We start from the raw sequence: 20855 nt of genomic DNA, 5'->3' as shown, positions 1-20855 counted from the left end.
TTTTTTGTTCTTATTTTTTTATTCCACCATTACTTTTTCTCTTTCTTCTTACTAATTGGAAAATGATAAAAGCTATGTACAGCGGGATTGCCACATAGATGAAATACGGAAAGCGATGCTGCTCTTTTTTGAAGACGAGGTATATCGCATACCCTAGGAAAAGCGTGACGATAATTCCGTATTTGGGTAATGGGACATCTTTCAAGCTTGGAATTTTTATCGTGCTCACCATTAAATAACAGATGATAAAAAAGGCAATGGGCAAAATGAACTCTGGCATTTTACCTTGGAATAAGGTAAGCAGTGTTAGTAATCCTCCCCCAGCAGTGATGGGAACACCGGTAAAATAATGATTTGAAGATTTAACAGCATTAATATTAAACCGGGCTAATCGGTAGGCTCCGAATAAAGGAAATAATCCTGAAATGGCCATCCCTGCCACACCAAACTCTGAGAAATAGGAATAATAAGCCATCATTGCCGGTGCAACACCAAAAGTTACCACATCTGCTAACGAATCTAACTCTTTCCCCAACTCACTATCCACTCGTAACATTCGTGCAATCCTGCCATCCATACTGTCGAGCATCATCCCTATTAATATTAAAATGGCAGCATTTTTGTAATCCCCCTGGGCGGAATACATGATGGATAAATATCCGAAAAACAAATTAGAAATGGTAAATAAATTAGGAATACTGTTTCTGATAATATGTATCACTCCATACTAGATAGGAAATTTAGGCAATATTCTTTTCACGTCGTTGTCTTTTATTATAACGCTTAACCTGATAATACTGGAAAAATATAATAGCTGTTGTAATCCAAAAGGCGCTTGCAAAATATCCACCAATGATATCACTGGGATAATGGACACCTAAATAGATTCGACTGATGCCAATGGCTAAAATCATCACCATGCTTACAAAGATTAGTGCCCATCTACCTAACGAACTTGTAATATGCCGCCATAATAAGAAGGTAATAATTCCATAGACCGTAAAAGCATTCATTGCATAGAGAAAAAGTAAAAGAAAAAGGCTAAGAACAATGACAAAGGGAGCCGAACCAATAAACGTAAAGAATTTCATTACAGATGTAAGAAATGGTGTTTCCATTCCTTGAACAGCATCGATTATAGTACGATCAAAATGAATGATTTTTTGGTCACTTATTAATAAGGATATCAGACTAAAGCCAATAATGGAAACAACACTCAGGCTAAAGGCGATTATAAGATATGTTTTTAATTTCATCAATACAAACCTCTCTAGAAAATTGGATTTTTGATTATACTTTATAGGTTGCTCATTGTTTCAACTTCTACAACTTTTAACCTTACAATGGTATGTAAAAAAGCCATAAGAAAGGCAGCTTTGGTTGAGTCCGCCTTTCCTATGAAGGTGAAAAGTAATTATAGTGTCTTGGGTTCTTCTCGCACTGGTTCTACGCTTTTATCTTTTGAGAAAAACCAGCCGGCTGCGGCGATACCTACTAATACAACATAAAAGGTTACTTTCCAAACTGTTGAATGCGCAAAATCTTCACTTAAAATCGCTAACATAGGATGTGATAACGTGTAGACGGCAAGCTTCACTCCAACCCAGCCCACAATTGTAAAAGCAGCAATTTCTAAACCTGGTCTTTTTTCCAATAAATTCACAAACTGATTCGCTGCAAAGCGCATAATAATTAAACCAATTACCCCTCCAGCAAAGATTACTAAAAATTTACCACCATCCAGACCACCGATATTTGGAAGCGGTGTGTTTGGCAGGGCAACGGCCATTGCGACAGCAGCAAGGATCGAATCAATGGCAAACGCAATGTCGGCCACTTCAACTTTTAATACAGTCACCCAAAAGTTGCTCTTTTTTGCCCCTGCCCTCTCCTCTTTATCTTCCTCCTTCCCTTTAATGACCACCTTGCGGAAAATATGATTACCTGCCATGAACAGCAAATATAGAGCTCCAATGGCTTGAACTTGCCACACATCCACAAGAAACGAAATCACAAATAAGGAAGCAAAGCGGAACACAAAGGCACCTGCCAAACCGTAAAATAATGCCTTCTTACGTTTATCTTCAGGTAATTGTTTCACCATAATCGCGAGCACTAGCGCGTTATCTGCGGCTAAGAGACCTTCTAATGCCACCAAGATTATTAACACCCAGCCGTATTCCAGTAAAAGAGCTAAATCCATGAATATTTCCTCCTTAAAGTTGATTTTTTTCAAAAAATACTCCCTTACGCCATAAAAATAGGCCTTTACCGATTACAGTAAAGGCCTAAAAGAACACAAAAAGACCTTTACAGTAAAGTAAAGGTCTTGCTAACAACGTAAATGTTGCCAATAAAGCCGGAGTAATAAATACTCGGAATGACGACTCTATTGTAGCAGCTACTCCCCTTTAAAAAGGAAATATTTAATTACTAATAGTTTATTATAATGCAAGGAAAATGTCAATGTTTTAGAGTTTAATAGCTAAATATCACACAGCTTTACAGTTTACAATCCGTAAACTTCAGTGTATTTTTTTTCAAGATATTCAACAAGATATTCCGCGTTTAATTCTTCCCCAGTAACCTTTACAATCAATTCGTTCGGTCTATACAGCTTCCCGTATTGATGGATTTTTCCTTTTAACCATTCTTGGATAAGATCAAAACGTCCATTTTCAATATGTTTATAAAAATCTGGAAGGTCTTTTTGAATCGTACGGAGAATTTGAGCTGCATAGAGATTCCCTAATGAATAGGACGGAAAATAACCGATTCCCCCAAATGACCAATGAACATCCTGTAATACGCCAACCGTGTCCGAACTAGGTGTTACACCGAGATAATCTTGCATTTTTTGATTCCAGACTACAGGTAGATCCTTAGCTTCAACCTCTCCGCTAATTAAGGCTTTTTCAATTTCATACCGAAGCATGATATGCAAATTATAGGTTAATTCATCGGCCTCAACACGGATAAATGATGGCTGCACCGAATTTACAGCACGATAAAATTCGTCAACAGTAATATTTTCGAGCTGCTTTGGAAAATACTCTTGAAGTTTCGGGTAGAAATACTTCCAGAACTGCTTACTGCGGCCGACCATATTTTCCAAAAATCTTGATTGAGATTCATGGATCCCGAAGGATGCTCCACTTTGAAGAACTGATTCCTCAAACTGTGGATTGACGTGCTGCTCATAGATCCCATGTCCTGCCTCATGGATGGTACCAAATAATGCAGAACGGACATTTCCTTCTAGGTAACGAGTTGTTAATCGTACGTCACCTGTATTAACGGTTTGTGCAAAAGGATGGACCGTTTCATCCAATCTACCCGCTTCAAGGTCAAAGCCTATTATAGGCAAAATATAGCGGTTAAATTCTTTTTGCTTTTCAATGGAAAACGACTGTTCAAAAATTTCTGCCTGTGTCTGCTTTCCATTTTGTTGAATGCGTTCCAGTAGTTTAACACTAGTATCTCTTAATTTTGCGAACAGCGGATCGAGTTTTTTCACCGTTAAACCAGGTTCAAACTCATCCAAGAGAGCATCGTATGGATGGTCCTCATACCCATAGATATCCGCGAATTTTCGCTTATAATCAACTATTTTTTCTAAGTACGGAAGGAAGCGGGCAAAATCGTTATTTTCCCTTGCCTCTTCCCAAGCATCATTTGCTTGAGCCGTTAAGATGCTATATTCCTGAAATAGGTCGGCAGGAATGCTCTTTGATTTTTGGTAGTACTCTTTATATTCTCTAACTTTCGCTCTTGTCACTTCATCTAAAAATGCCAAGTTATCAGGAAGTGTTAGCTCCGCTAGCAGTTCTCCCATTTCCTCAGAAACAGAAAGCTTAAAAATTTCGGTCCGAAGGGTCCCCGTCGCCTTGGCAAACATACTTCTCCCTTTTTTTGGTGCCATGACTTTTTGATCCCAGTCTGCTAAACCAATGATACTTGAAAAATGAGTAATTTTTTCATCCAAAGCCTTAAATTGCCCTAATGCCCTAAGTACAACTGGATCAATGACTTTCTGTTCCATAAACTAGACCTCCTATCAATCTCTCGTTTCTAAAGATGTTTGTTTAAGAATCAACAACATCCCTTTTTGATTATAAAGTAAAATTAAAAATTTGGGCAAAAATTAGAATATTATTTATTGACAAAAAATTCACTATTCCAGAAACATGTCGTATTTTATTTACACTTCAGAATGAATTGGAATAATTATCATACTGCTATATACAAATGGGCAGTATATATATGTAATTTATATTGGTTATGTAAAAAGGATGTGCAGGAAATTGGAAAAGCAGAAAAAAAATAAGTCCCACTTCCCTATTCGTTTGAATATACTATTTTTCAGTGTTTTTTTCTTATTTTCCGTACTAATCCTCCGGCTTGGTTTTGTGCAAATTGTTTATGGCGAAAATTTCAAAAGAGATTTAGCCAGAAAAGAAGATATCACAATTAGTAGTCCTGTTCCAAGAGGACGAATCCTTGACCGAGATTACAGAATAATCGTTGATAATGTCCCTAAAAGTGCCATTTCCTACACCAATGAAGGATTTAGCCAAGAAGTTATGCTCGAAACAGCTGAAAAATTAGCAAAACTGATTTCGAAAAAAACAAACAAGGTGACAGAAAGGGATAAACGTGATTTCTGGATTATGACGAATCCAGAACGCGCGAATGCTAAAATCTCGAAAAAAGAAATGGACCTATATTATGCAAAGAAATTAACAGATAATGATATTTATAAATATAAATTAGAGCGCATCACAACTGATGAATTAAAGGAATTGACTAAAGAAAAACTTGAGGTTATTGCACTATTTAAAGAGTTTAACAGCGGCTATAAGTTTACAACCCAAATCATAAAAAATGAGGATGTTACTGCGCAAGAATTGGCCGTTGTTAGCGAGAATCTGCAATCACTTCCTGGTGTGGATACAACCACGGACTGGGAAAGATGCTATGCTTTCAATGGAACCTTAAAGTCTGTGTTAGGAAAAGTTACTAAATCTGATGAAGGATTGCCTGCAGAGCAATTGGAGTATTTTTTAGCAAGAGATTACAGTCGAAATGACAGAGTGGGAAAAAGTCAACTTGAGTGGCAATATGAAAATGTTTTACATGGATACAAATCAAAAATAAAAAATGTAACCGATAAAACAGGAAATGTGATTGAAAACCACCCCGTATCAAATGGTAAGAAAGGAAAAGACCTTGTCTTAAGTATTGATATGGATTTGCAAAGGAAGATTGATCGCATCATTGAAGAAGAACTTTGGGCGGCGAAAAGATATCCGGGAACCTATCTAACTGACCGAGCATACGTGGTTTTAATGAACCCAAAAACTGGCGAAGTCTTAGCCATGTCTGGCAAAAAAATAGTTAGAAATAACAAAACAGGCAGAGTGGAAATGGAAGATGACGCTCTCGGTACATTTACTACCACCTATAACGTTGGTTCTACTGTCAAAGGAGCTACTATTTTGACTGGCTATAAAACAGGGGCTATTGCACCAGGTACAGTGTTTGATGATGCTGGTTTAAAAATCCGGGCCACTCCTTTAAAAAAATCCTATGCCTACTTAGGAAGATTAAATGAAATTAATGCCCTAAAATTATCTTCCAACGTTTATATGTTCCATACAGCAATACGAATTGGAAAAGGACATTATGAGTACGATCAACCTTTAAATATAAGTTCAAAGGCTTTCGATTCCATTCGAGACTCATTTGCTTCGTTCGGTCTCGGAACAAGAACCGGGATTGATTTACCGAATGAGCAATCTGGATTTAAGGGTCAGAGTTATCTCCCAGGATATTTGCTAGACCTTGTGATTGGACAATATGATACCTATTCAGCCATGCAGTTAGCACAGTATGTTTCCACCATCGCAAATGGCGGTTACCGAATGCAGCCCCATGTCGCCAAACAAATGCTCGAACCAAAGGAGGGAACACGAGAACTTGGTCATGTTGTAAAAGAAATCACCCCTACGGTCCTAAATACAATTGATATGAAATCAAATTGGCTGTATCGCGTCAAATTAGGTTTTAAGAAGGTTATGCAAGAAAGGGGCGGAACAGCTTATAAATTTTTCGGCAATGCCCCCTACTCTCCTGCCGGTAAAACAGGAACAGCAGAAGCGTTTTACGACGGACCTGAACGGTACCGATTTGGGAAAGAACCACCCCCAGTGATGAACCTTAGCTTGGTAAGTTATGCTCCTAGTTCGAATCCAGAAATTGCAATGGCAGTTATTGTACCATGGGCTTACCAAGGCAAAAAAGACAATCGGGCGAATCTGAAAATTGGACGCCGTGTTTTAGACACTTATTTTCAGATGAAAAAAGATAATCATTCTTAGGGTGCCAATGAATGGCATCCTTTTTTGTTCCATTTATCCACTTACATATTTTTCCTTAGAACTGATTTCACTGCCCTTTCAATTTCTGCATAACCTGTGCAGCGACAGATATTTGACTCCAGCCATTCCTTAATCATGTTATCATCTGCATCGGGATGCTGCTTGATTAACGAATGACAGTTCATAATAAATCCCGGGGTGCAGTAGCCGCATTGGAAGGCAAAATTATCGACAAATGCCTGCTGAATGGGTGTATTTTCTAACCCCTCAATCGTTGTTATCTTCTTACCATCCGCTTCAACAGCTAGCATTAGACATGATTTCATCGGCCATCCATCAATATTGACTGTACAAGCACCGCAATCCCCGTTCAAACACCCAGGCTTTGCGCCTGTAAGTCCAAGTTTACCTCGAATTGCAAATAAAAGTGTGTCGGCAGACCGTACCATGATGCTGCGCTTTTCTCCGTTTATGTCTAATATAATCGTGTGTGATTTCACTGCTCCCCCTCCTTTCTGCAATTAATCTATCATTCTCAAGAACCAACAGGAGCCAATGCAGAACAAACATCTGACAAAACATTCCGTAATACAAAAAGTCTGTATTCAGCTGACCCTTCAACATCATCTAAAATTGGCTTCGGTAACTTAGCAAGGGCATCGGTAATTCTTTGACTCAACGGAAGTTCTTTATTATTTAAAGAAGATTCCAACTCCTTTGACCGAAACGGAAATGGGCACAAGCCGCTGATTGCGACCCGTATCTCCTGCCCCAATTTTAATGCGGCTACTGTAATTAATGGATAGCCAGTATCCCATTGTTGTCGGCGTTTGATACTAATAAATGGCGCAGCAATAAACTGGGATTCTGTTGCTAATTGGACAAGAAGTTCTCCTTTTTTTAATTGAAGCTGCTCTTGAAAGATGTCATTAATTGGCACCACTTTTTTTCCTTCGGGCCCAATAATTAATACTTTGCTGTCCGCTAGTAAAAATGGTAAAACAGCTTCTCGGTAAAAAATTCGTGCACATATATTCCCACCTAAAGTAATTTTCCCCCGTGCTGTATGGTCCGCAACTTCACTTGATGTTTTCGTTAATAATGGAAAAAGATTTGCCTCTTCGATCTTGGTTAGTGAAAGAGTACTGCCTAGCAGCAAATGATCAGCGCTTACCCGCATAACCTTGGATTCAGGGATATCCTTTATGTCAATAACCGCCTCGGTATACGCTAGTTCGATTCTTCCAAGAGTGATTAATTCCGTCCCTCCTGAAAAAAACATTGGTTTCTTTCCACCTTTATCTAAATACTGATATAAATCGACTGCCTCTTTTAATGTTGCAGGTTTAAAATAATCAAACTCAAAGGGAAGCATTTTTCTGCGCCTCCTTTGCCTTCCAAATTAATTCAGGAATAAGTGGCAGATGATGTAGTGAAACCCCGGCAGCTGTAGACAAAGCATTGCCGAGTGCAGCAGGCATGCCCATTAATCCATGCTCTCCCACACCTCGAGCCCCATACGGACCATCTAATTGGGGTGTTTCTACAAATCCCACTAAATATTCTGGATTTTCACCATAGCGAAGTGGGCGATACGTTCGGAGCTGGGGATTAAGAACCCTGCCGAGTTCGTCAAAATAAAATGTTTCCCTGCCAGCAAAAGCCAATCCCATGCTCATCGCACCCATTACCTGGCCCAATGCGGCTTTTTCATTTAAAACTTTCCCAATGTCGACCACGGTACAAGCTTTCAATAGCCGATAGGTATTATCTCTTTTATCAAATTCAATTTCTATACCATAGGCCGCAACTGTCCACTCAGGTCCCGGCTTACCAGCTCCAGTCTCAGGATCCAAAGGGGTAAGATGACGCAGGATATAATTCCCTCTGCCAATAATTTGTCCGCCGATTGAATTTCCATTTGGATATTGATAACCATAGCAGATGTCTTTAATCGGAATTCCGATGGATGGATCATCCCTCAAAAAGACTCGACTGTTAGCTACCACAAGATCTTCTGTCGGTGCTCTTAATACGGTCGAAGCAATTCCCTTTAATTGCTTGATCACATCATCCGCAGCTTCGAGAAGTGCCCTTCCCGCCATAAATGTTCCTCTGCTAGCGACAGTTTTCCAATGCTCTGGTGTTGTTTGCGTATCCACTTCCATCCGAACATGTATCTTATCCACACTCATCTTCAGCCTTTCTGCAAGCATCTGAGCAAGGACAGTCTTCGTTCCGGTTCCAATTTCAATTACACCAGAAAGTAAATTGATACTTCCATCTCGGTTAAATGTTAATATCACTCCTGAAGGAGCATTGGGATCAATCGTCGATGTTTTCCAGCTGCAGCTGACGCCCTTTACTCTCACAAATCGCTCGTTTACATCTTTAACCGTACCTTCATCCCATTTGATTAAATCTCTTACTCTCTCAATACACTGTTGTAAGTTACCGACATTACTTTTATTTAATCGCACCCTTGTCGGGGTGGTGTGTCCAGGTTTAATCACATTTATATACCGAAGTTCAAGCGGATCCATTTTTAATTTTTGTGCAAGTAAATCCAAGGTTCGTTCAATGGCAAAGGAAAGTTCGGAATGGCTAAAGCCTCTAAAGGGTGCTGCATATGGGTGGTTTGTATACATGCAATAGGAATCACACCAGACATTTGGTATGTTATATGGTCCGGTACAATCGGCAGCACCTGCCCTTGTAAGATCTACCGCTTTATCGGAATAGGCTCCTCCATCCCATAAAAAACGTATTTCTGCTGCTCTAATTTTACCGCTGCTGTCTGCTCCAAGCTTAATCCTTGCATCTAAACCAATGTGACAAGGAGAAGTTAAGATATCTTCTTCTCTCGAATTGAAGATCTCTACAGGTTTACCGCCAACAGCTTTTGAGGCTAGATAGGCCAGAACTTCCAGCTGAACGGCAGCTTTCCCCCCATAGGCACCACCTACAAGCGGTGTGTGGACAATAATCTTCCCCATATCCTCACCAAAATAATCAGCAATCAGTCTTTTCACCATAAATGGAGCTTGAGAAGAAGTAGTAATCATAATATTTCCATCAGGCAATATCTCGGCAGTGGCACACCTTGTTTCCATTGCCGCATGGTCAGAAGGAGAAAAAGAATAACTTGCTTCTACCACTGTGTTAGTCTCCGCCCACCCTTTTTCCATATTACCTTTACGAATTTTTATATGGGAAGCAATGTTGGTGTCAGGCACCGGATGCGAGTCATCCTCTTTTTTATATTTACTTAAGTCTTCATGGACTAAGGGGGCTCCTTTTTCAAATGCTTGAGACGGCGAGTTTACGACTGGCAACAATTCGTATTGGACTTTAATCAGGTCAGCAGCCATTTTAGCCTGTGTTGGTGAATCAGCTACAACAAGTGCAACCGTTTCACCATGGTAGCGAACCTTATCATATGCAATAGGGGGCCGGTCCCGGATGGCTTCCCCTGTTAATGGGTATTCCTTTCCAGCAAGGATGGCCCTAACCCCATTAATCTTCCAAGCTTCGGATGTATCAATCTCCACTATCTTCGCGTGGCCATAAGGACTAATGACCATTTTGCCAGATAACATCGGATGGAAATGATAATCATGTGTATATTTTGCCCGCCCTGACACCTTATCAAGAGCCTCTTTGCGAATGACGCTTTTCCCAATAACCTCCAATTCCATCCCTCCCCCCACATATATGTGGATATCTATCCTATTTATATTTATTGGGGGCTATTCCTAGAATGAGTAAATATCCAGTTTGTGTAAAACCTAACATCAATCATATTTAATGTACATTCATCAAATTCAAACAATTTCTTTTTTTATTCTATTGAAATATACTATTAATTGGTATGATGTTACAGATATTGCAAAAAGTATATTAATTCTATTTTTAGTAAAGGAAGACGTCATGAAGAAAAATCGAACATTATTTCTAACAGCGGTTGCCACAGGAACGATGTTAAATCCGCTTAACTCATCTATGATTGCATTAGCATTACACAGCATTCAGAAAGATTTTCACCTTTCCTTTTCAACGGTTTCCTGGCTAATATCCAGTTTCTATTTAGCTAGTGCAGTAGCACAGCCAGTAACGGGAAAGCTCGGTGATATCTTTGGCCGAAAAAAAACCTTCTTAACAGGACTTATTGTAGTTGCCATGTCCGCGCTCGGTGCCCCGCTTGCATCCTCCTTTCTAATGTTACTTGCAATGAGGCTGCTTCAATCAATTGGATCTAGTGCCATTTACCCGTCCGGAATGGCGTTAATTCGCGACCATATTAAAGAAAGGCAAGCTTCAGCCCTTGCCGTTTTATCAATATTTGCCTCTGCGATGGTCGCACTTGGGCCGACGATCGGTGGTTTCTTAATTGTGTTAGGGAATTGGCCAGCTATCTTTTGGGTCAATTTTCCATTTATTCTCCTCAGTTTAATATTAGGTTGGTTTATGTTTCCTAAAGATATGAAACAGGATAAGTCTCATATCAAGAGATTACTTTCTCATCTTGATTTTCTTGGAATAGGTTATTTTGCTGCAGGTATGGTCTTCTTTTTATGGTTCTTGTTATCTTTTGATGCGAATATACATTATCTTTCCGGAATTGTTGGAATCATCTTTTTCGGATTATTTGTTCGGAGAGAATTAAGGGTTACAGAACCATTTATCGACATTCGCATTTTCAGAAAACATCCTAAGCTTTCAATGGTGTATATCCAGTTTATCTTTTTGAATATTTTTTTCTATTGTTTATTTTTCGGTTTGCCTAGTTATTTTCAAGAAGGTTTGGGTTTAAGTGTTGAATTGAGCGGTATGTTAATGTTATTTATGTCCGGTGTTAGCATAATTATTTCATCTGTCACTGGAAAATGGATCGATCGTTCAGGTGTAAACCAGCCGATTATGGTAGGGGCATCTCTATCAATCTTAGGTGCGCTGTCTTTTAGGTTGTTTTTTGTTCAATCCTCTTATCTTGGTATCGGGATTATATTATCAATCATGGGCTTAAGTTATGGTATTGGAAATGTTGTACTTCAAGTAGCGATGGTTAAGGAAAGTCCAAATGCGATCATTGGCACAACCTCCGGCCTATTTCAAACTTGCCGATATTTAGGTTCAATTTTGGCATCAATCATTTTAGGGTTAATTTTTGGAGAACACATAACTGCGGAAAGTATGAAAATCATCGGGGAGGTTTTACTGGTTATTGGAATCATCAGCTTTTTAATGAGCTTATGGTTTTCACGAGAGACGTTGAATTTTAGAAAAATACGGCATGTATAATAGCAAAAATATATGTAAAAAGAAACAGCCTCGTGTCAGAGCTGTTTCTTTTAATTTATTGGCAAAACATAAAATAACACACAAAAAAAGTGGGCTGCACTTGCGGCCAACACAAACACGTGCCAAACCGCGTGGTGATACTTAAACCCTCTCCAAACATAGAATATGGCACCTAGTGTATAAAGGGCACCGCCAATAATTAAATAGGTCATACCCTGTGGAGAGAGATTATTTACTAAAGGTTTCCATGCAAAAACAATTAACCACCCCATGACTACATAGAGAAGCGTAGAGGTAAAAAGGTACTTTTTCACAAAAAAGCATTTAAAGACGGTGCCAGCAATCGCCAGTCCCCAAACAACTCCAAACAGTGTCCAGCCCAGGGCTCCTTTAATTACAATTAATAGAAATGGTGTATAGGTACCGGCAATAAAGAAGTAAATAGAGGAATGATCAAAAATCTCAAAAAGATCCTTTACCTTTCCTTCCGGGAAGCTATGGAGCAATGTTGAAGACATATAAAGAATAAACATTGTTACACCAAAGATTGTAAAACTTACGATATGCCAGACGTTCCCGTACAGGGAAGCATATATAATCAATATAACTAAGGCAGCAATACTAAGCATTACTCCTATTCCGTGTGTGATTGAATTCGCTAGTTCTTCTTTCTTTGAAAAAACATGTGTTGCAGCCATTAGAATTCTCTCCCTACCCCTTAATTAATATTGATGAAAGTAACATGATAATGACAGGAGGACAATGTATATTTGTCATTAAATATAGAAAAAAGTGTAACTCATCCTTGAGTATCAATATCCTTCCTATTATTATCAATTATTTTCTTAATGTTTTCTTTCGGATTCCAGCAATTAAATTTGTAGGTCGTTTTTGTTTCAAAGCCTAAACGACTACAAAAATAGTGCATTCCCTCTGCCCTTTTCTCTGCTTTAAAATGCCTGCATGTCGCGCAACAATGAAAATCTCTCATTTTATCACCTTTTCTTATACTATTAATCTTTCGTTCATAATTTATTAATATTTATCCCTTATCCTATAAATAGGTTCACGGAAGAACCTTAAACCTCCGCCCCCTTAAAATATAGATTAGTTTTGCATACCCAGCCAATAGCTGGGTAATTTTTTTCTTATGGAAAAAGCACGCATTCATTCTTAAATGCGTGCTTTTGTTGCTGTTTAGACTTTCGTTATTGACGGAAAGAAGGGTTCTGATAGTTTTGAAACGGCTGTGCTTGGAAAACAGGGTTCATATACGTTTGGGTTTGAAATCCAACTGATCCCGCTTGTCCAGATAGTTCTCTCTCCATTTGATTACACTGCGCAATTACCTCTTGGCATCTTTGGATTGCTAACTCATGCCCTTGAAGGCTTTGCTGAATGGTTTGAACTGCCATTCTTTCCTTTTGCATCATTTGCTCTAGCATCTGTGTATTTTGTTGTTCATTTTGAAGCATTTGTTGGTATTGATGATTTGCTTGTTGTGTCTGTTGGATTAATTGCTGAGCGAGTTGACGGCATTGATTAATGTGTGTAATCGAATGTTGAATGGTTTGCATGTGTGCGTTACCTCCAATATTTTGGATGTGAAAACCATTTATCGTGGAAAATTAGGATTGAATTTTCAACCCAAGAATAGATTCTACATAAACCATCGATAGCATTCGCAAATATATCTTCCAAATAATAATAAGAATACCTATTTCGTTAAAAAGAAATCATAAGATAAATCGCCGTTCCCCACATAATTAGGGCGGAAATTTTATTTAAAATAAGAATAAATCTCCCTGAAGAATCTATCCTACCTACCAATCTCCCTACGATCGACAGGCCAATGAACCAAAGCCAGGAAACCAAAATACATACCACCATGAAGGTAATTTTGGCTGAGCCCGAATAGGATAAAGAACTAGTACCAATTACTCCAATGGTATCCATGATTGCATGAGGGTTTAATAAAGAAACTGAAGCAGCAAACATAATCTGTTTTCGGGGTGAAAATGTATCACCTGTTATTTTCTCGTCTTTAGGTTTACTTTTCCACGTAGAATACCCCATGTATAGTAAGAAAAGAATTCCCCCAAGCACTAACGTCATTTTAATCCAAGTAATCCCTAAAACAACTGCCGAGACACCAAAAACAGCTAATGAAATAAGTAGTGTATCACAAATGGAAGCCGTCAAAACGACTGGTAGGACATAAATCCAACGCGACTGCATCGCCCCTTGATTAAAAATAAACACATTTTGGACTCCAAGTGGCAGAATGAGCCCAAAAGCTAGAATAAATCCATGTATTGCAGCACTTATCATTTTTTATCTCTCCATATGTATTTTCAAAAGGAAGTATACTTCCTCTAAACCCTGTCAATAACAATACCAATTAAGAAAAAAAATCGGGGTGTTATGTGATGCAGGGTATTTATTTTATCAATGATCGTATCTGTTTGGATGGACTTAACAAGGAAGAAAGTATAGCCATTCAAGAACAATCTTTAAAAAATTTTATCAATGAGCAAAAAATTCAAGTCGTAAAATTCAATCCTTATCAATTGAATGACTATTACACCATTCCACATGCGCTTCTTTACGACTTAAAAAAGGAAAAAGTAAGCATCGATTGTTTTTTATACTATTCCTCCCAGGTGATGGAAGATTTCATTTACAGTTATCCAGCTAAATGGCTTATCTTAAAAAGCTTTTTCAATAAAGTCATCTCAGTTGAAAAACAAAATGATTTAAACATTCGAGAAGTCGTTTAATCCATTGATTTATTTGCTTGTTTTCGATAAATAATTATAAAGTTAATGATAAAAATAATAATCAAATATACTCCATATACTCCAAAAGAATAGAGCTTGTTGTTACTAAATAATGCACCAGCATACGATAATAGAAGAATATTTGGTATTTTCCCAATGAATGATGCCGTAAAAAAAGTTAGCCATTTGACATGACTTAAACCACACACGATATTTACAACCGGTGCCGGTATGATTGGAATTAATCGACAGGTTAAGATTGCCACAAAGGAATTCTTGTTTAAAAACTCATCGTATTCTTGAACCTTCGGATATTTCATTAGTTTTTGCTGAGCATAATCACGAAAACCATACCTAGATAGGAAAAAGAATGCCATTGTTCCTACCATGGCTCCTGTTAAGGATACAATCACCCCTTGAGAAGTTCCAAATACCGCACCAATTGTTCCTGCTAGAACTGGAAATGGAATGACAGGAAAAAAAACACAAATTGCTACTAATAACATACTAATCAAAATAGATAGGGCTCCCCCTTGTTTCAAAAGCTGAAGTAATTCATCTTTTTGAAATAAACCTATTGCTATGATTAACAGTAGAATCCCTATACTTAATACTCTTTTAAACATCCGACAACTCCATTCACTTCATTTTTTGATTAATCCTATCATACTATATTTTTAATTTTGGAAAAATAAAAGAGCCCTTCGTGTTGAAAAGGCCCTCTCCTGCTTATCTATTAAAATGCTGTTCTCGCACCAAGGTATTTTGGTTTCCAATAGGAATTTGTCATATCTGCGATGGATACACCTTTTGAACCCGCTTGAATGAATTGGTTGTTGCCTAAATAAATCCCTACATGGGTAGGACCTGGAGCATATGTTTCAAAGAATACTAAATCTCCGGGTTTTGGGGTGCTGACAGACTTCATTCCTGACCATTGAGTGGCCGCTGTCCGAGGAATTGATACTCCTACCTTATTAAACACGTAACTCGTTAATCCACTGCAATCAAAACCAGCAGGTGTATTTCCGCCCCATAAATACGGTGTCCCAATGTATTTTTTGGCTTCATCCATTACCATTTGCGCCTTTGATACCGTTGGAGCAGGCACTGGTGTTGAAATCCCACTTGTAGTAAGTTTCAAGACTTGTCCAACATAAATCGTATCAGTTGTAAGATTATTCAGTGATTTAAGCTGAGCAACGGATAATTTATTACGAGAAGCGATTAGGTATAATGTATCCCCTTTTTGAACGGTATAGGATATCGTTGCCGTTTCATGGCTGTGTGGTGCTAATAAGGTCAGCTTTTGATTTACATTAAGAGAATCAGATGTTAGGTGATTCCAAATTTTCAAATCTGCTACAGTGACCTTATTAGCTTGTGAAATTTTCCAAAGTGTGTCTCCTGACTGTACGGTATAAATGTTTTCGTGTGCACTTGCCGCTCCAGCATATGTAGAAAACAGGATCCCCGCCGTTGCTGCGATAGATAATAGATGTTTTTTCATCGTTGAACCCCTTCATTTCGTTTTTGTAATACCATCATAAACGAATTTTAAGGGTTGTTTGAATCCCCAAAGATATGGCTTACTTGGTAAAAAATAATAGTATTGGAAAAGAAGACCTTTAATATTACAAACAGACTGCTCCTCAATCCTATTTATGTAACGATTTGCATAAGAATTTTATTTTTAATAATATTTTTGTAACATAAATGTAATAGAAAAGATGATTAAGGGATTAATAGAATTCTGATTATTCATACGAGTAATGTAGAAATATTGTAACAAACCTACCATGCACTCTAGTCTGTTAAACCTATAATAAACCTATAGAAACAATCTTTATAGTTTTATAAATCATAATGATTTGGGTGATGATGATGCAAGGATTAGGGAAAGGACATCCTCATGCTATGGGGCATCCTCATGGAATGCGAAATGTAATTGATTATGACAAGAATCCATTTATTGTTATTTGGGAAGTCACAAGAGCTTGTCAACTTAAGTGTGTTCATTGCCGTGCTGATGCGCAGCTTACTCCAGACCCACGCGAACTAACACATGATGAAGGAATTAATTTAATCGATCAAATCTATGAAATGGACAATCCAATGCTCGTATTTACAGGCGGGGATTGTATGATGAGAGAAGACCTTTATGCGCTTGCTGATTATGCGATCAAAAAAGGCATGCGTGTTTCGATGACACCAAGTGCTACTGCTAATGTTACCAAAGAAAAAATGAAAATGTTCAAGGATGTCGGACTTTCTCGCTGGGGCTTTAGCTTAGATGGTCCAACCCCAGGAATACATGACCACTTCCGTGGGACTCCAGGGTCATTTGATCTAACCGTTGAAAAAATTAAGTACTTAAACGAATTAGATATGCCGCTGCAAATCAATACCGTCATTTCTCGTTATAATTATGATTCGCTTGAACAGATGGCTAAGCTTGTCGGCGAACTTGGCGCAGTCATGTGGTATATCTTTTTGCTAGTTCCTACAGGCAGAGGACAAATGGACGCTTGTATCTCTCCTGCTGAACATGAAAAAGTGTTCCGTTGGTTATATGAATTGAGCAAAACGGCTCCCTATGATATCAAAACAACGGCAGCCCAGCATTACCGTAGAGTTGTATTGCAACAAAAAACACGAGAACAATTGATTGAAAAAGGCGAAATTCATTACGAAGATTCCATAACAACTGATTTTGCTTCTATGCATGATGGTTTAAAGCGTGCACCTAAAGGTGTAAATGATGGCAACGGCTTTGCATTTGTCTCTCATATTGGTGATGTCATGCCAAGTGGATTACTTCCAATCGTTGGTGGAAACATCCGTGATACCCCGCTCGCTGAAATTTACCGAGAGGCCAAAGTATTTAAAGAACTACGCAAGCCAGATCACTACAAAGGAAAATGCGGCATCTGTGAATATAACAAAATGTGCGGCGGCTCTCGTTCGCGTACCTATGCAGTTACTGGGGACTATATGGAAAGTGAACCCTTCTGTGTTTACATACCACAAGCGATGAGGAATAAAGAAACTTCACCTAGTGTGTAATATTTAAAGATAAAATTAAGAGGTATTCTACTTTTAGAATGCTTCTTTTTTATTCATTTGCCCCTTATCTACAATGTATATTTTTTTACCTCTTAACAACTTCTTTCTTAATATACTCCTCATTAGAAGGTATTTTTCTCCTAAATTATACCATCCTATAAAAGAGGATGGTCAATCAAGATAAGGAGTTATTATGATTAAGACAATTGCTGTAAATAAAAATTATGAATTGGTTAACGATATCGCAATCGATGATTTGCTTAAAGGGGAATATAAATGGTATTGGGTTGATTTTCATCTGCCAACTGATGAGGAAATCGAATATCTACGAGATCCTTTTCATTTCCATCCATTGGCGATCGAAGATTGTATTAATCATTTACAAAGACCTAAGTTGGATTATTACGAGGACCACACTTTTTTTATTACACAATCCCTAAATCACCAAACACTTAAAAGAGACGAGATTGATTTTTTCTTAGGTGAAAACTTTATCGTTTCCTTTCACCTTAGCCCTTCAACTGAAATTGAGGCGGTATGGAAACGATTTACTGAGTCCACTAACATTGAAAAGTGGGAGCCAACACATGTACTATACCTTGTACTTGATAAAATGGTTGATAGTTATTTCCCACAAGTCTTTAAAATCGAAGAACGATTAACTGAGATTGACGAGAATCCTAGAGGAAGATCCATGGAGGCATTGCTGGAGGATTTATTTGATACAAGGCACCATCTACTATCATTGAGGCACACCATTTCACCGATGCGCGATCTTATATACAGAGTCCTAAATTCACAGCGACTTACATTCATCCATGGAAAAAGGGAATACTATTCTGATATTCATGACCATTTACTGAAGTTAACAGAAATGATTGAGGCAAACCGTGAACTTACCACAGATATCCGTGACAGCTATATTTCACTTAACTCACATCAAACCAATCATGTCATGAAGGTTTTAACCGTGATCACCACGATTTTCATGCCCCTCACTTTCATCGCTGGATTGTACGGAATGAATTTTCGCTATATGCCTGGGCTATCGTCGAAATTTGGTTTTATTTCTACGCTGATTCTAATGATTTTAGTTGCGATGGGCATGTCTCTTTGGTTTAAGAAAAAAGGATGGTTTAAATAATAAAAGCAAATGCATCTGATCAGGTGCGACAGGCATGAAATAAGGACTAGCTCCTGCCGCTAGTCCTTTCTTTTCCCAAGTCGCTGTTTATTTCCACTCTTCATAGTCAACAATACCACCTGTTAAATCAATCGTATTCCGCTCGCCTTTATAATAGGTTTTTCCATCTTTTTCGAAAAGTAAATTTTCATAGGTATATACCTTTTGCCCATTTGGCAGATGAATTACCACCTTTGGTCCTGGGTTTTCAATCGGAGCTTCAATTTTAATTGTGTTTTGATAATAGTGCCGAAATACAAAGAATCCGACAGTTACTACAAAGCACATGATTATTAAAATAAATAAACTTTTTATGAAGGAATGTTTCGGTTTGGGATGGTATAGTTCAGTTCTGGTCAATTTTTTATCCTCCAATTGTGTCTGACGCAATATAATTTTGTCCAAATAGTTCGAATACTTCATTAATGCCCAAACCAAATTTTTTTAATCCATTTGAAAAAAATTAACACTTGGTAAGTTATGCATTGTCATTGTAATAGTTAACCACAATTGCGAATAAACACATGAAAGTCATAATTATGTATAATAGTATGTAAGAGTATTTAGAAAGGAGCAGTTGCTGTGGTAAACACAAATACCAAAGAAACAATGAAATTAATAGCTGATTTAGTAACCATTCCAAGTCCATCCGGCAATACGAATGAAGTGATTACCTATGTTGAAAAATTCCTAGCTGAATTACAAATTCAAACCTATCGAAACCGTAAAGGAGGGCTAATCGCAACAATTGCAGGAAAGGATTCAAGTAAACATCGGATGCTGACAGCACATGTGGATACACTTGGGGCAATGGTAAAAGAAGTGAAATCTAATGGACGCTTAAAGATCGATCTAATTGGCGGGTTTAAGTACAACTCCATTGAAGGCGAATATTGTCAAATTGAAACAAACAGCGGAAAAAGAATTACGGGCACCATATTAATGCACCAAACTTCTGTCCATGTCTATAAAGATGCAGGAAAAGCGGAGCGCAATCAGGACAATATTGAGATAAGAATTGATGAAAAGGTACATAATGCTGAAGAAGTTCGTGCACTTGGAATTGAAGTGGGTGATTTTGTTTCATTTGACCCCCGCGTAGAAATCACACCAAGTGGTTATATAAAATCGCGTCATTTGGATGATAAAGCAAGTGTGGGAATTCTTCTACAATTAATAAAACAAATTAAGTCGGAAAATATTCCCCTGCCCCATACAACGCATTTCTTAATTTCCAATAATGAAGAAATCGGATACGGTGGAAACTCAAATATTACTCCCGAAACTGTCGAATATTTAGCAGTAGATATGGGGGCAATGGGCGACGGACAATCAACTGATGAATATACTGTTTCCATCTGTGTGAAGGATGCAAGTGGACCGTATCATTTTGAATTGAGAAAGAACTTAGTGCGACTTGCGGAAGAGAATAACATCGATTATAAATTAGATATATATCCTTTCTACGGTTCAGATGCGTCAGCTGCAATCCGCTCAGGTCATGATATCGTCCATGGCTTAATCGGTCCTGGTATCGATTCATCCCATGCATTCGAGCGAACACATGAAACTTCCATTGAAAATACTGCAAAACTACTGTATCATTACGTGCAGGCGGATTTAATCCAGTAGGAGATGAAAATATGTTTTCAAATATTGGTGTACCAGGATTAATTTTGATTTTAATCGTAGCTTTAGTCATCTTTGGTCCAAACAAACTCCCTGAAATTGGCCGTGCCTTTGGCCGTTCGATTCGTGAATTTAAAAAAGCCACTGATGGAATTGCGGAAGATATAAGGGAAGAAATAAAAGAAGATATCAAAGAAACACAACAAGGTACAATTAATTTAAAGAAGTAATTCTCAACTCCAATAAACATCCCCTTCAATCACTTGAAGGGGATGTTTTCTGGATACTATTTTCTCGTAAACGATTGAACTTGATTCATTAATTTTTTCCGGGATTTTGGATTACGGAGTAAATATGCCGCACCTAGAGCAACAGTTGTCATCATTAGATTTTTTCTCTTCATTTTGAAGCCTCCTCTATGTTTGTCACTCTTAAATGTTCCCTTAATCACGTCCTTTTAACATGTAATTATTTACTATTAGAAAATAAAAAAACTAATTCTCCTGTTTGAATTAG

20 protein-coding genes are annotated in these 20855 nt (G+C 38.0%); 7 read left to right on the top strand and 13 right to left on the bottom strand.

Annotation, left to right across the window (positions count from 1 at the left end; translation table 11 throughout):
* Positions 1-10 precede the first annotated feature (10 nt).
* The 4 genes from pssA to ACE198_RS12535 all read right to left on the bottom strand — a co-directional run bounded on the left by pssA (position 11) and on the right by ACE198_RS12535 (position 4042).
* A complete protein-coding gene (pssA, locus tag ACE198_RS12550) occupies positions 11-721 on the bottom strand; it encodes a CDP-diacylglycerol--serine O-phosphatidyltransferase (protein WP_180230176.1) in 711 nt (236 codons plus the stop codon).
* A gap of 19 nt (positions 722-740) precedes the next feature.
* Positions 741-1256, bottom strand: a complete 516-nt coding sequence (locus ACE198_RS12545; RefSeq protein WP_375375763.1) for a phosphatase PAP2 family protein — start codon at positions 1254-1256, stop codon at positions 741-743.
* A 158-nt stretch (positions 1257-1414) separates the two neighbouring features.
* Positions 1415-2203, bottom strand: coding sequence for a TerC family protein (locus ACE198_RS12540; RefSeq protein WP_375375762.1), 789 nt, complete (start codon positions 2201-2203; stop codon positions 1415-1417).
* Positions 2204-2509: 306 nt separating this feature from the next.
* Positions 2510-4042, bottom strand: coding sequence for a carboxypeptidase M32 (locus ACE198_RS12535; RefSeq protein ID WP_375375761.1), 1533 nt, complete (start codon positions 4040-4042; stop codon positions 2510-2512).
* 262 nt (positions 4043-4304) lie between these two features.
* Between ACE198_RS12535 and ACE198_RS12530 the strand changes: the two genes are divergently transcribed.
* Positions 4305-6380: a peptidoglycan D,D-transpeptidase FtsI family protein gene (locus tag ACE198_RS12530; protein WP_375375760.1), complete on the top strand. Its 2076-nt coding sequence runs from the start codon at positions 4305-4307 to the stop codon at positions 6378-6380.
* Positions 6381-6421: 41 nt separating this feature from the next.
* Here the strand turns inward: ACE198_RS12530 and ACE198_RS12525 are convergent, their stop codons facing one another.
* From ACE198_RS12525 to ACE198_RS12515, 3 genes are read right to left on the bottom strand one after another with little or no spacing between them, the layout of a single operon-like run.
* Complete coding sequence (locus ACE198_RS12525) at positions 6422-6880, bottom strand: (2Fe-2S)-binding protein (RefSeq protein ID WP_375375759.1); 459 nt, start codon at positions 6878-6880, stop codon at positions 6422-6424.
* 35 nt (positions 6881-6915) lie between these two features.
* On the bottom strand, positions 6916-7755 hold the full coding sequence (locus ACE198_RS12520) for an FAD binding domain-containing protein (RefSeq protein ID WP_375375758.1): 840 nt from the start codon (positions 7753-7755) through the stop codon (positions 6916-6918).
* Positions 7742-10078 (bottom strand): xanthine dehydrogenase family protein molybdopterin-binding subunit, encoded by a 2337-nt coding sequence (locus ACE198_RS12515; protein WP_375375757.1) that lies wholly within the window; start codon positions 10076-10078, stop codon positions 7742-7744. The genes ACE198_RS12520 and ACE198_RS12515 overlap by 14 nt, the downstream gene beginning before the upstream one ends.
* 109 nt (positions 10079-10187) lie before the next feature.
* Here ACE198_RS12515 and ACE198_RS12510 point away from each other — a divergent pair, with 109 nt between their 5' ends.
* Entirely contained in the window at positions 10188-11681 is a 1494-nt protein-coding gene (locus tag ACE198_RS12510; RefSeq protein ID WP_375375756.1) for an MFS transporter, read from the top strand.
* Between the two features lie 50 nt (positions 11682-11731).
* Here the strand turns inward: ACE198_RS12510 and trhA are convergent, their stop codons facing one another.
* The 3 genes from trhA to ACE198_RS12495 form a co-directional block, all read right to left on the bottom strand.
* Positions 11732-12379, bottom strand: coding sequence for a PAQR family membrane homeostasis protein TrhA (trhA, locus tag ACE198_RS12505; protein WP_098575292.1), 648 nt, complete (start codon positions 12377-12379; stop codon positions 11732-11734).
* Between the two features lie 510 nt (positions 12380-12889).
* On the bottom strand, positions 12890-13258 hold the full coding sequence (locus ACE198_RS12500; RefSeq protein WP_098575290.1) for a hypothetical protein: 369 nt from the start codon (positions 13256-13258) through the stop codon (positions 12890-12892).
* Between the two features lie 148 nt (positions 13259-13406).
* Positions 13407-14012: a LysE/ArgO family amino acid transporter gene (locus tag ACE198_RS12495; protein WP_098575289.1), complete on the bottom strand. Its 606-nt coding sequence runs from the start codon at positions 14010-14012 to the stop codon at positions 13407-13409.
* A 98-nt stretch (positions 14013-14110) separates the two neighbouring features.
* Here ACE198_RS12495 and ACE198_RS12490 point away from each other — a divergent pair, with 98 nt between their 5' ends.
* Positions 14111-14461, top strand: coding sequence for a hypothetical protein (locus tag ACE198_RS12490; RefSeq protein ID WP_375375755.1), 351 nt, complete (start codon positions 14111-14113; stop codon positions 14459-14461).
* Here ACE198_RS12490 and ACE198_RS12485 read toward each other — a convergent pair.
* Positions 14458-15087, bottom strand: a complete 630-nt coding sequence (locus ACE198_RS12485) for a TVP38/TMEM64 family protein (RefSeq protein WP_375375754.1) — start codon at positions 15085-15087, stop codon at positions 14458-14460. The genes ACE198_RS12490 and ACE198_RS12485 overlap by 4 nt on opposite strands.
* A 110-nt stretch (positions 15088-15197) precedes the next feature.
* On the bottom strand, positions 15198-15971 hold the full coding sequence (locus ACE198_RS12480) for a C40 family peptidase (protein WP_375375753.1): 774 nt from the start codon (positions 15969-15971) through the stop codon (positions 15198-15200).
* 374 nt (positions 15972-16345) lie between these two features.
* Here ACE198_RS12480 and ACE198_RS12475 point away from each other — a divergent pair, with 374 nt between their 5' ends.
* Both ACE198_RS12475 and corA read left to right on the top strand, forming a co-directional pair.
* Positions 16346-17527 carry a TIGR04053 family radical SAM/SPASM domain-containing protein gene (locus tag ACE198_RS12475; RefSeq protein ID WP_375375752.1) on the top strand — a complete coding sequence of 394 codons (1182 nt, stop codon included), beginning with the start codon at positions 16346-16348 and terminating at the stop codon, positions 17525-17527.
* Between the two features lie 193 nt (positions 17528-17720).
* Positions 17721-18671 (top strand): magnesium/cobalt transporter CorA, encoded by a 951-nt coding sequence (gene corA / locus ACE198_RS12470; protein ID WP_251460635.1) that lies wholly within the window; start codon positions 17721-17723, stop codon positions 18669-18671.
* Between the two features lie 87 nt (positions 18672-18758).
* On the opposite strand, the gene ACE198_RS12465 is transcribed toward corA, so the two are convergent.
* The gene (locus ACE198_RS12465) at positions 18759-19070 is read right to left on the bottom strand and encodes a hypothetical protein (RefSeq protein WP_098575283.1); all 312 of its coding nucleotides are present in this window, start codon (positions 19068-19070) and stop codon (positions 18759-18761) included.
* 249 nt (positions 19071-19319) lie between these two features.
* Here ACE198_RS12465 and ACE198_RS12460 point away from each other — a divergent pair, with 249 nt between their 5' ends.
* The gene (locus ACE198_RS12460) at positions 19320-20342 is read left to right on the top strand and encodes a M42 family metallopeptidase (protein WP_180230190.1); all 1023 of its coding nucleotides are present in this window, start codon (positions 19320-19322) and stop codon (positions 20340-20342) included.
* An 11-nt stretch (positions 20343-20353) separates the two neighbouring features.
* A complete protein-coding gene (locus tag ACE198_RS12455) occupies positions 20354-20569 on the top strand; it encodes a twin-arginine translocase TatA/TatE family subunit (RefSeq protein ID WP_098575281.1) in 216 nt (71 codons plus the stop codon).
* Positions 20570-20855: the final 286 nt, after the last annotated feature.

The organism is Neobacillus sp. KR4-4, from assembly GCF_042136325.1.
Lineage (GTDB): Bacteria > Bacillota > Bacilli > Bacillales > Cytobacillaceae > Neobacillus.
The sequence above is the reverse complement of the archived record's forward strand: the minus strand, read 5'-3'. Positions and strand labels throughout refer to the sequence as shown.

What these genes read in the sequence shown, in the direction of transcription:
- ACE198_RS12540 (WP_375375762.1), bottom strand. Translation starts at nt 2,203, where the DNA reads ATGGATTTAGCTCTTTTACTGGAATACGGCTGGGTGTTAATAATCTTG.
- ACE198_RS12460 (WP_180230190.1), top strand. Translation starts at nt 19,320, where the DNA reads ATGAAATTAATAGCTGATTTAGTAACCATTCCAAGTCCATCCGGCAAT.
- ACE198_RS12475 (WP_375375752.1), top strand. Translation starts at nt 16,346, where the DNA reads ATGCAAGGATTAGGGAAAGGACATCCTCATGCTATGGGGCATCCTCAT.
- ACE198_RS12515 (WP_375375757.1), bottom strand. Translation starts at nt 10,078, where the DNA reads ATGGAATTGGAGGTTATTGGGAAAAGCGTCATTCGCAAAGAGGCTCTT.
- ACE198_RS12490 (WP_375375755.1), top strand. Translation starts at nt 14,111, where the DNA reads ATGCAGGGTATTTATTTTATCAATGATCGTATCTGTTTGGATGGACTT.
- ACE198_RS12495 (WP_098575289.1), bottom strand. Translation starts at nt 14,012, where the DNA reads ATGATAAGTGCTGCAATACATGGATTTATTCTAGCTTTTGGGCTCATT.
- trhA (WP_098575292.1), bottom strand. Translation starts at nt 12,379, where the DNA reads ATGGCTGCAACACATGTTTTTTCAAAGAAAGAAGAACTAGCGAATTCA.
- ACE198_RS12455 (WP_098575281.1), top strand. Translation starts at nt 20,354, where the DNA reads ATGTTTTCAAATATTGGTGTACCAGGATTAATTTTGATTTTAATCGTA.
- ACE198_RS12535 (WP_375375761.1), bottom strand. Translation starts at nt 4,042, where the DNA reads ATGGAACAGAAAGTCATTGATCCAGTTGTACTTAGGGCATTAGGGCAA.
- ACE198_RS12500 (WP_098575290.1), bottom strand. Translation starts at nt 13,258, where the DNA reads ATGCAAACCATTCAACATTCGATTACACACATTAATCAATGCCGTCAA.
- ACE198_RS12485 (WP_375375754.1), bottom strand. Translation starts at nt 15,087, where the DNA reads ATGTTTAAAAGAGTATTAAGTATAGGGATTCTACTGTTAATCATAGCA.
- ACE198_RS12520 (WP_375375758.1), bottom strand. Translation starts at nt 7,755, where the DNA reads ATGCTTCCCTTTGAGTTTGATTATTTTAAACCTGCAACATTAAAAGAG.
- corA (WP_251460635.1), top strand. Translation starts at nt 17,721, where the DNA reads ATGATTAAGACAATTGCTGTAAATAAAAATTATGAATTGGTTAACGAT.
- ACE198_RS12510 (WP_375375756.1), top strand. Translation starts at nt 10,188, where the DNA reads ATGTACATTCATCAAATTCAAACAATTTCTTTTTTTATTCTATTGAAA.
- ACE198_RS12545 (WP_375375763.1), bottom strand. Translation starts at nt 1,256, where the DNA reads ATGAAATTAAAAACATATCTTATAATCGCCTTTAGCCTGAGTGTTGTT.
- ACE198_RS12480 (WP_375375753.1), bottom strand. Translation starts at nt 15,971, where the DNA reads ATGAAAAAACATCTATTATCTATCGCAGCAACGGCGGGGATCCTGTTT.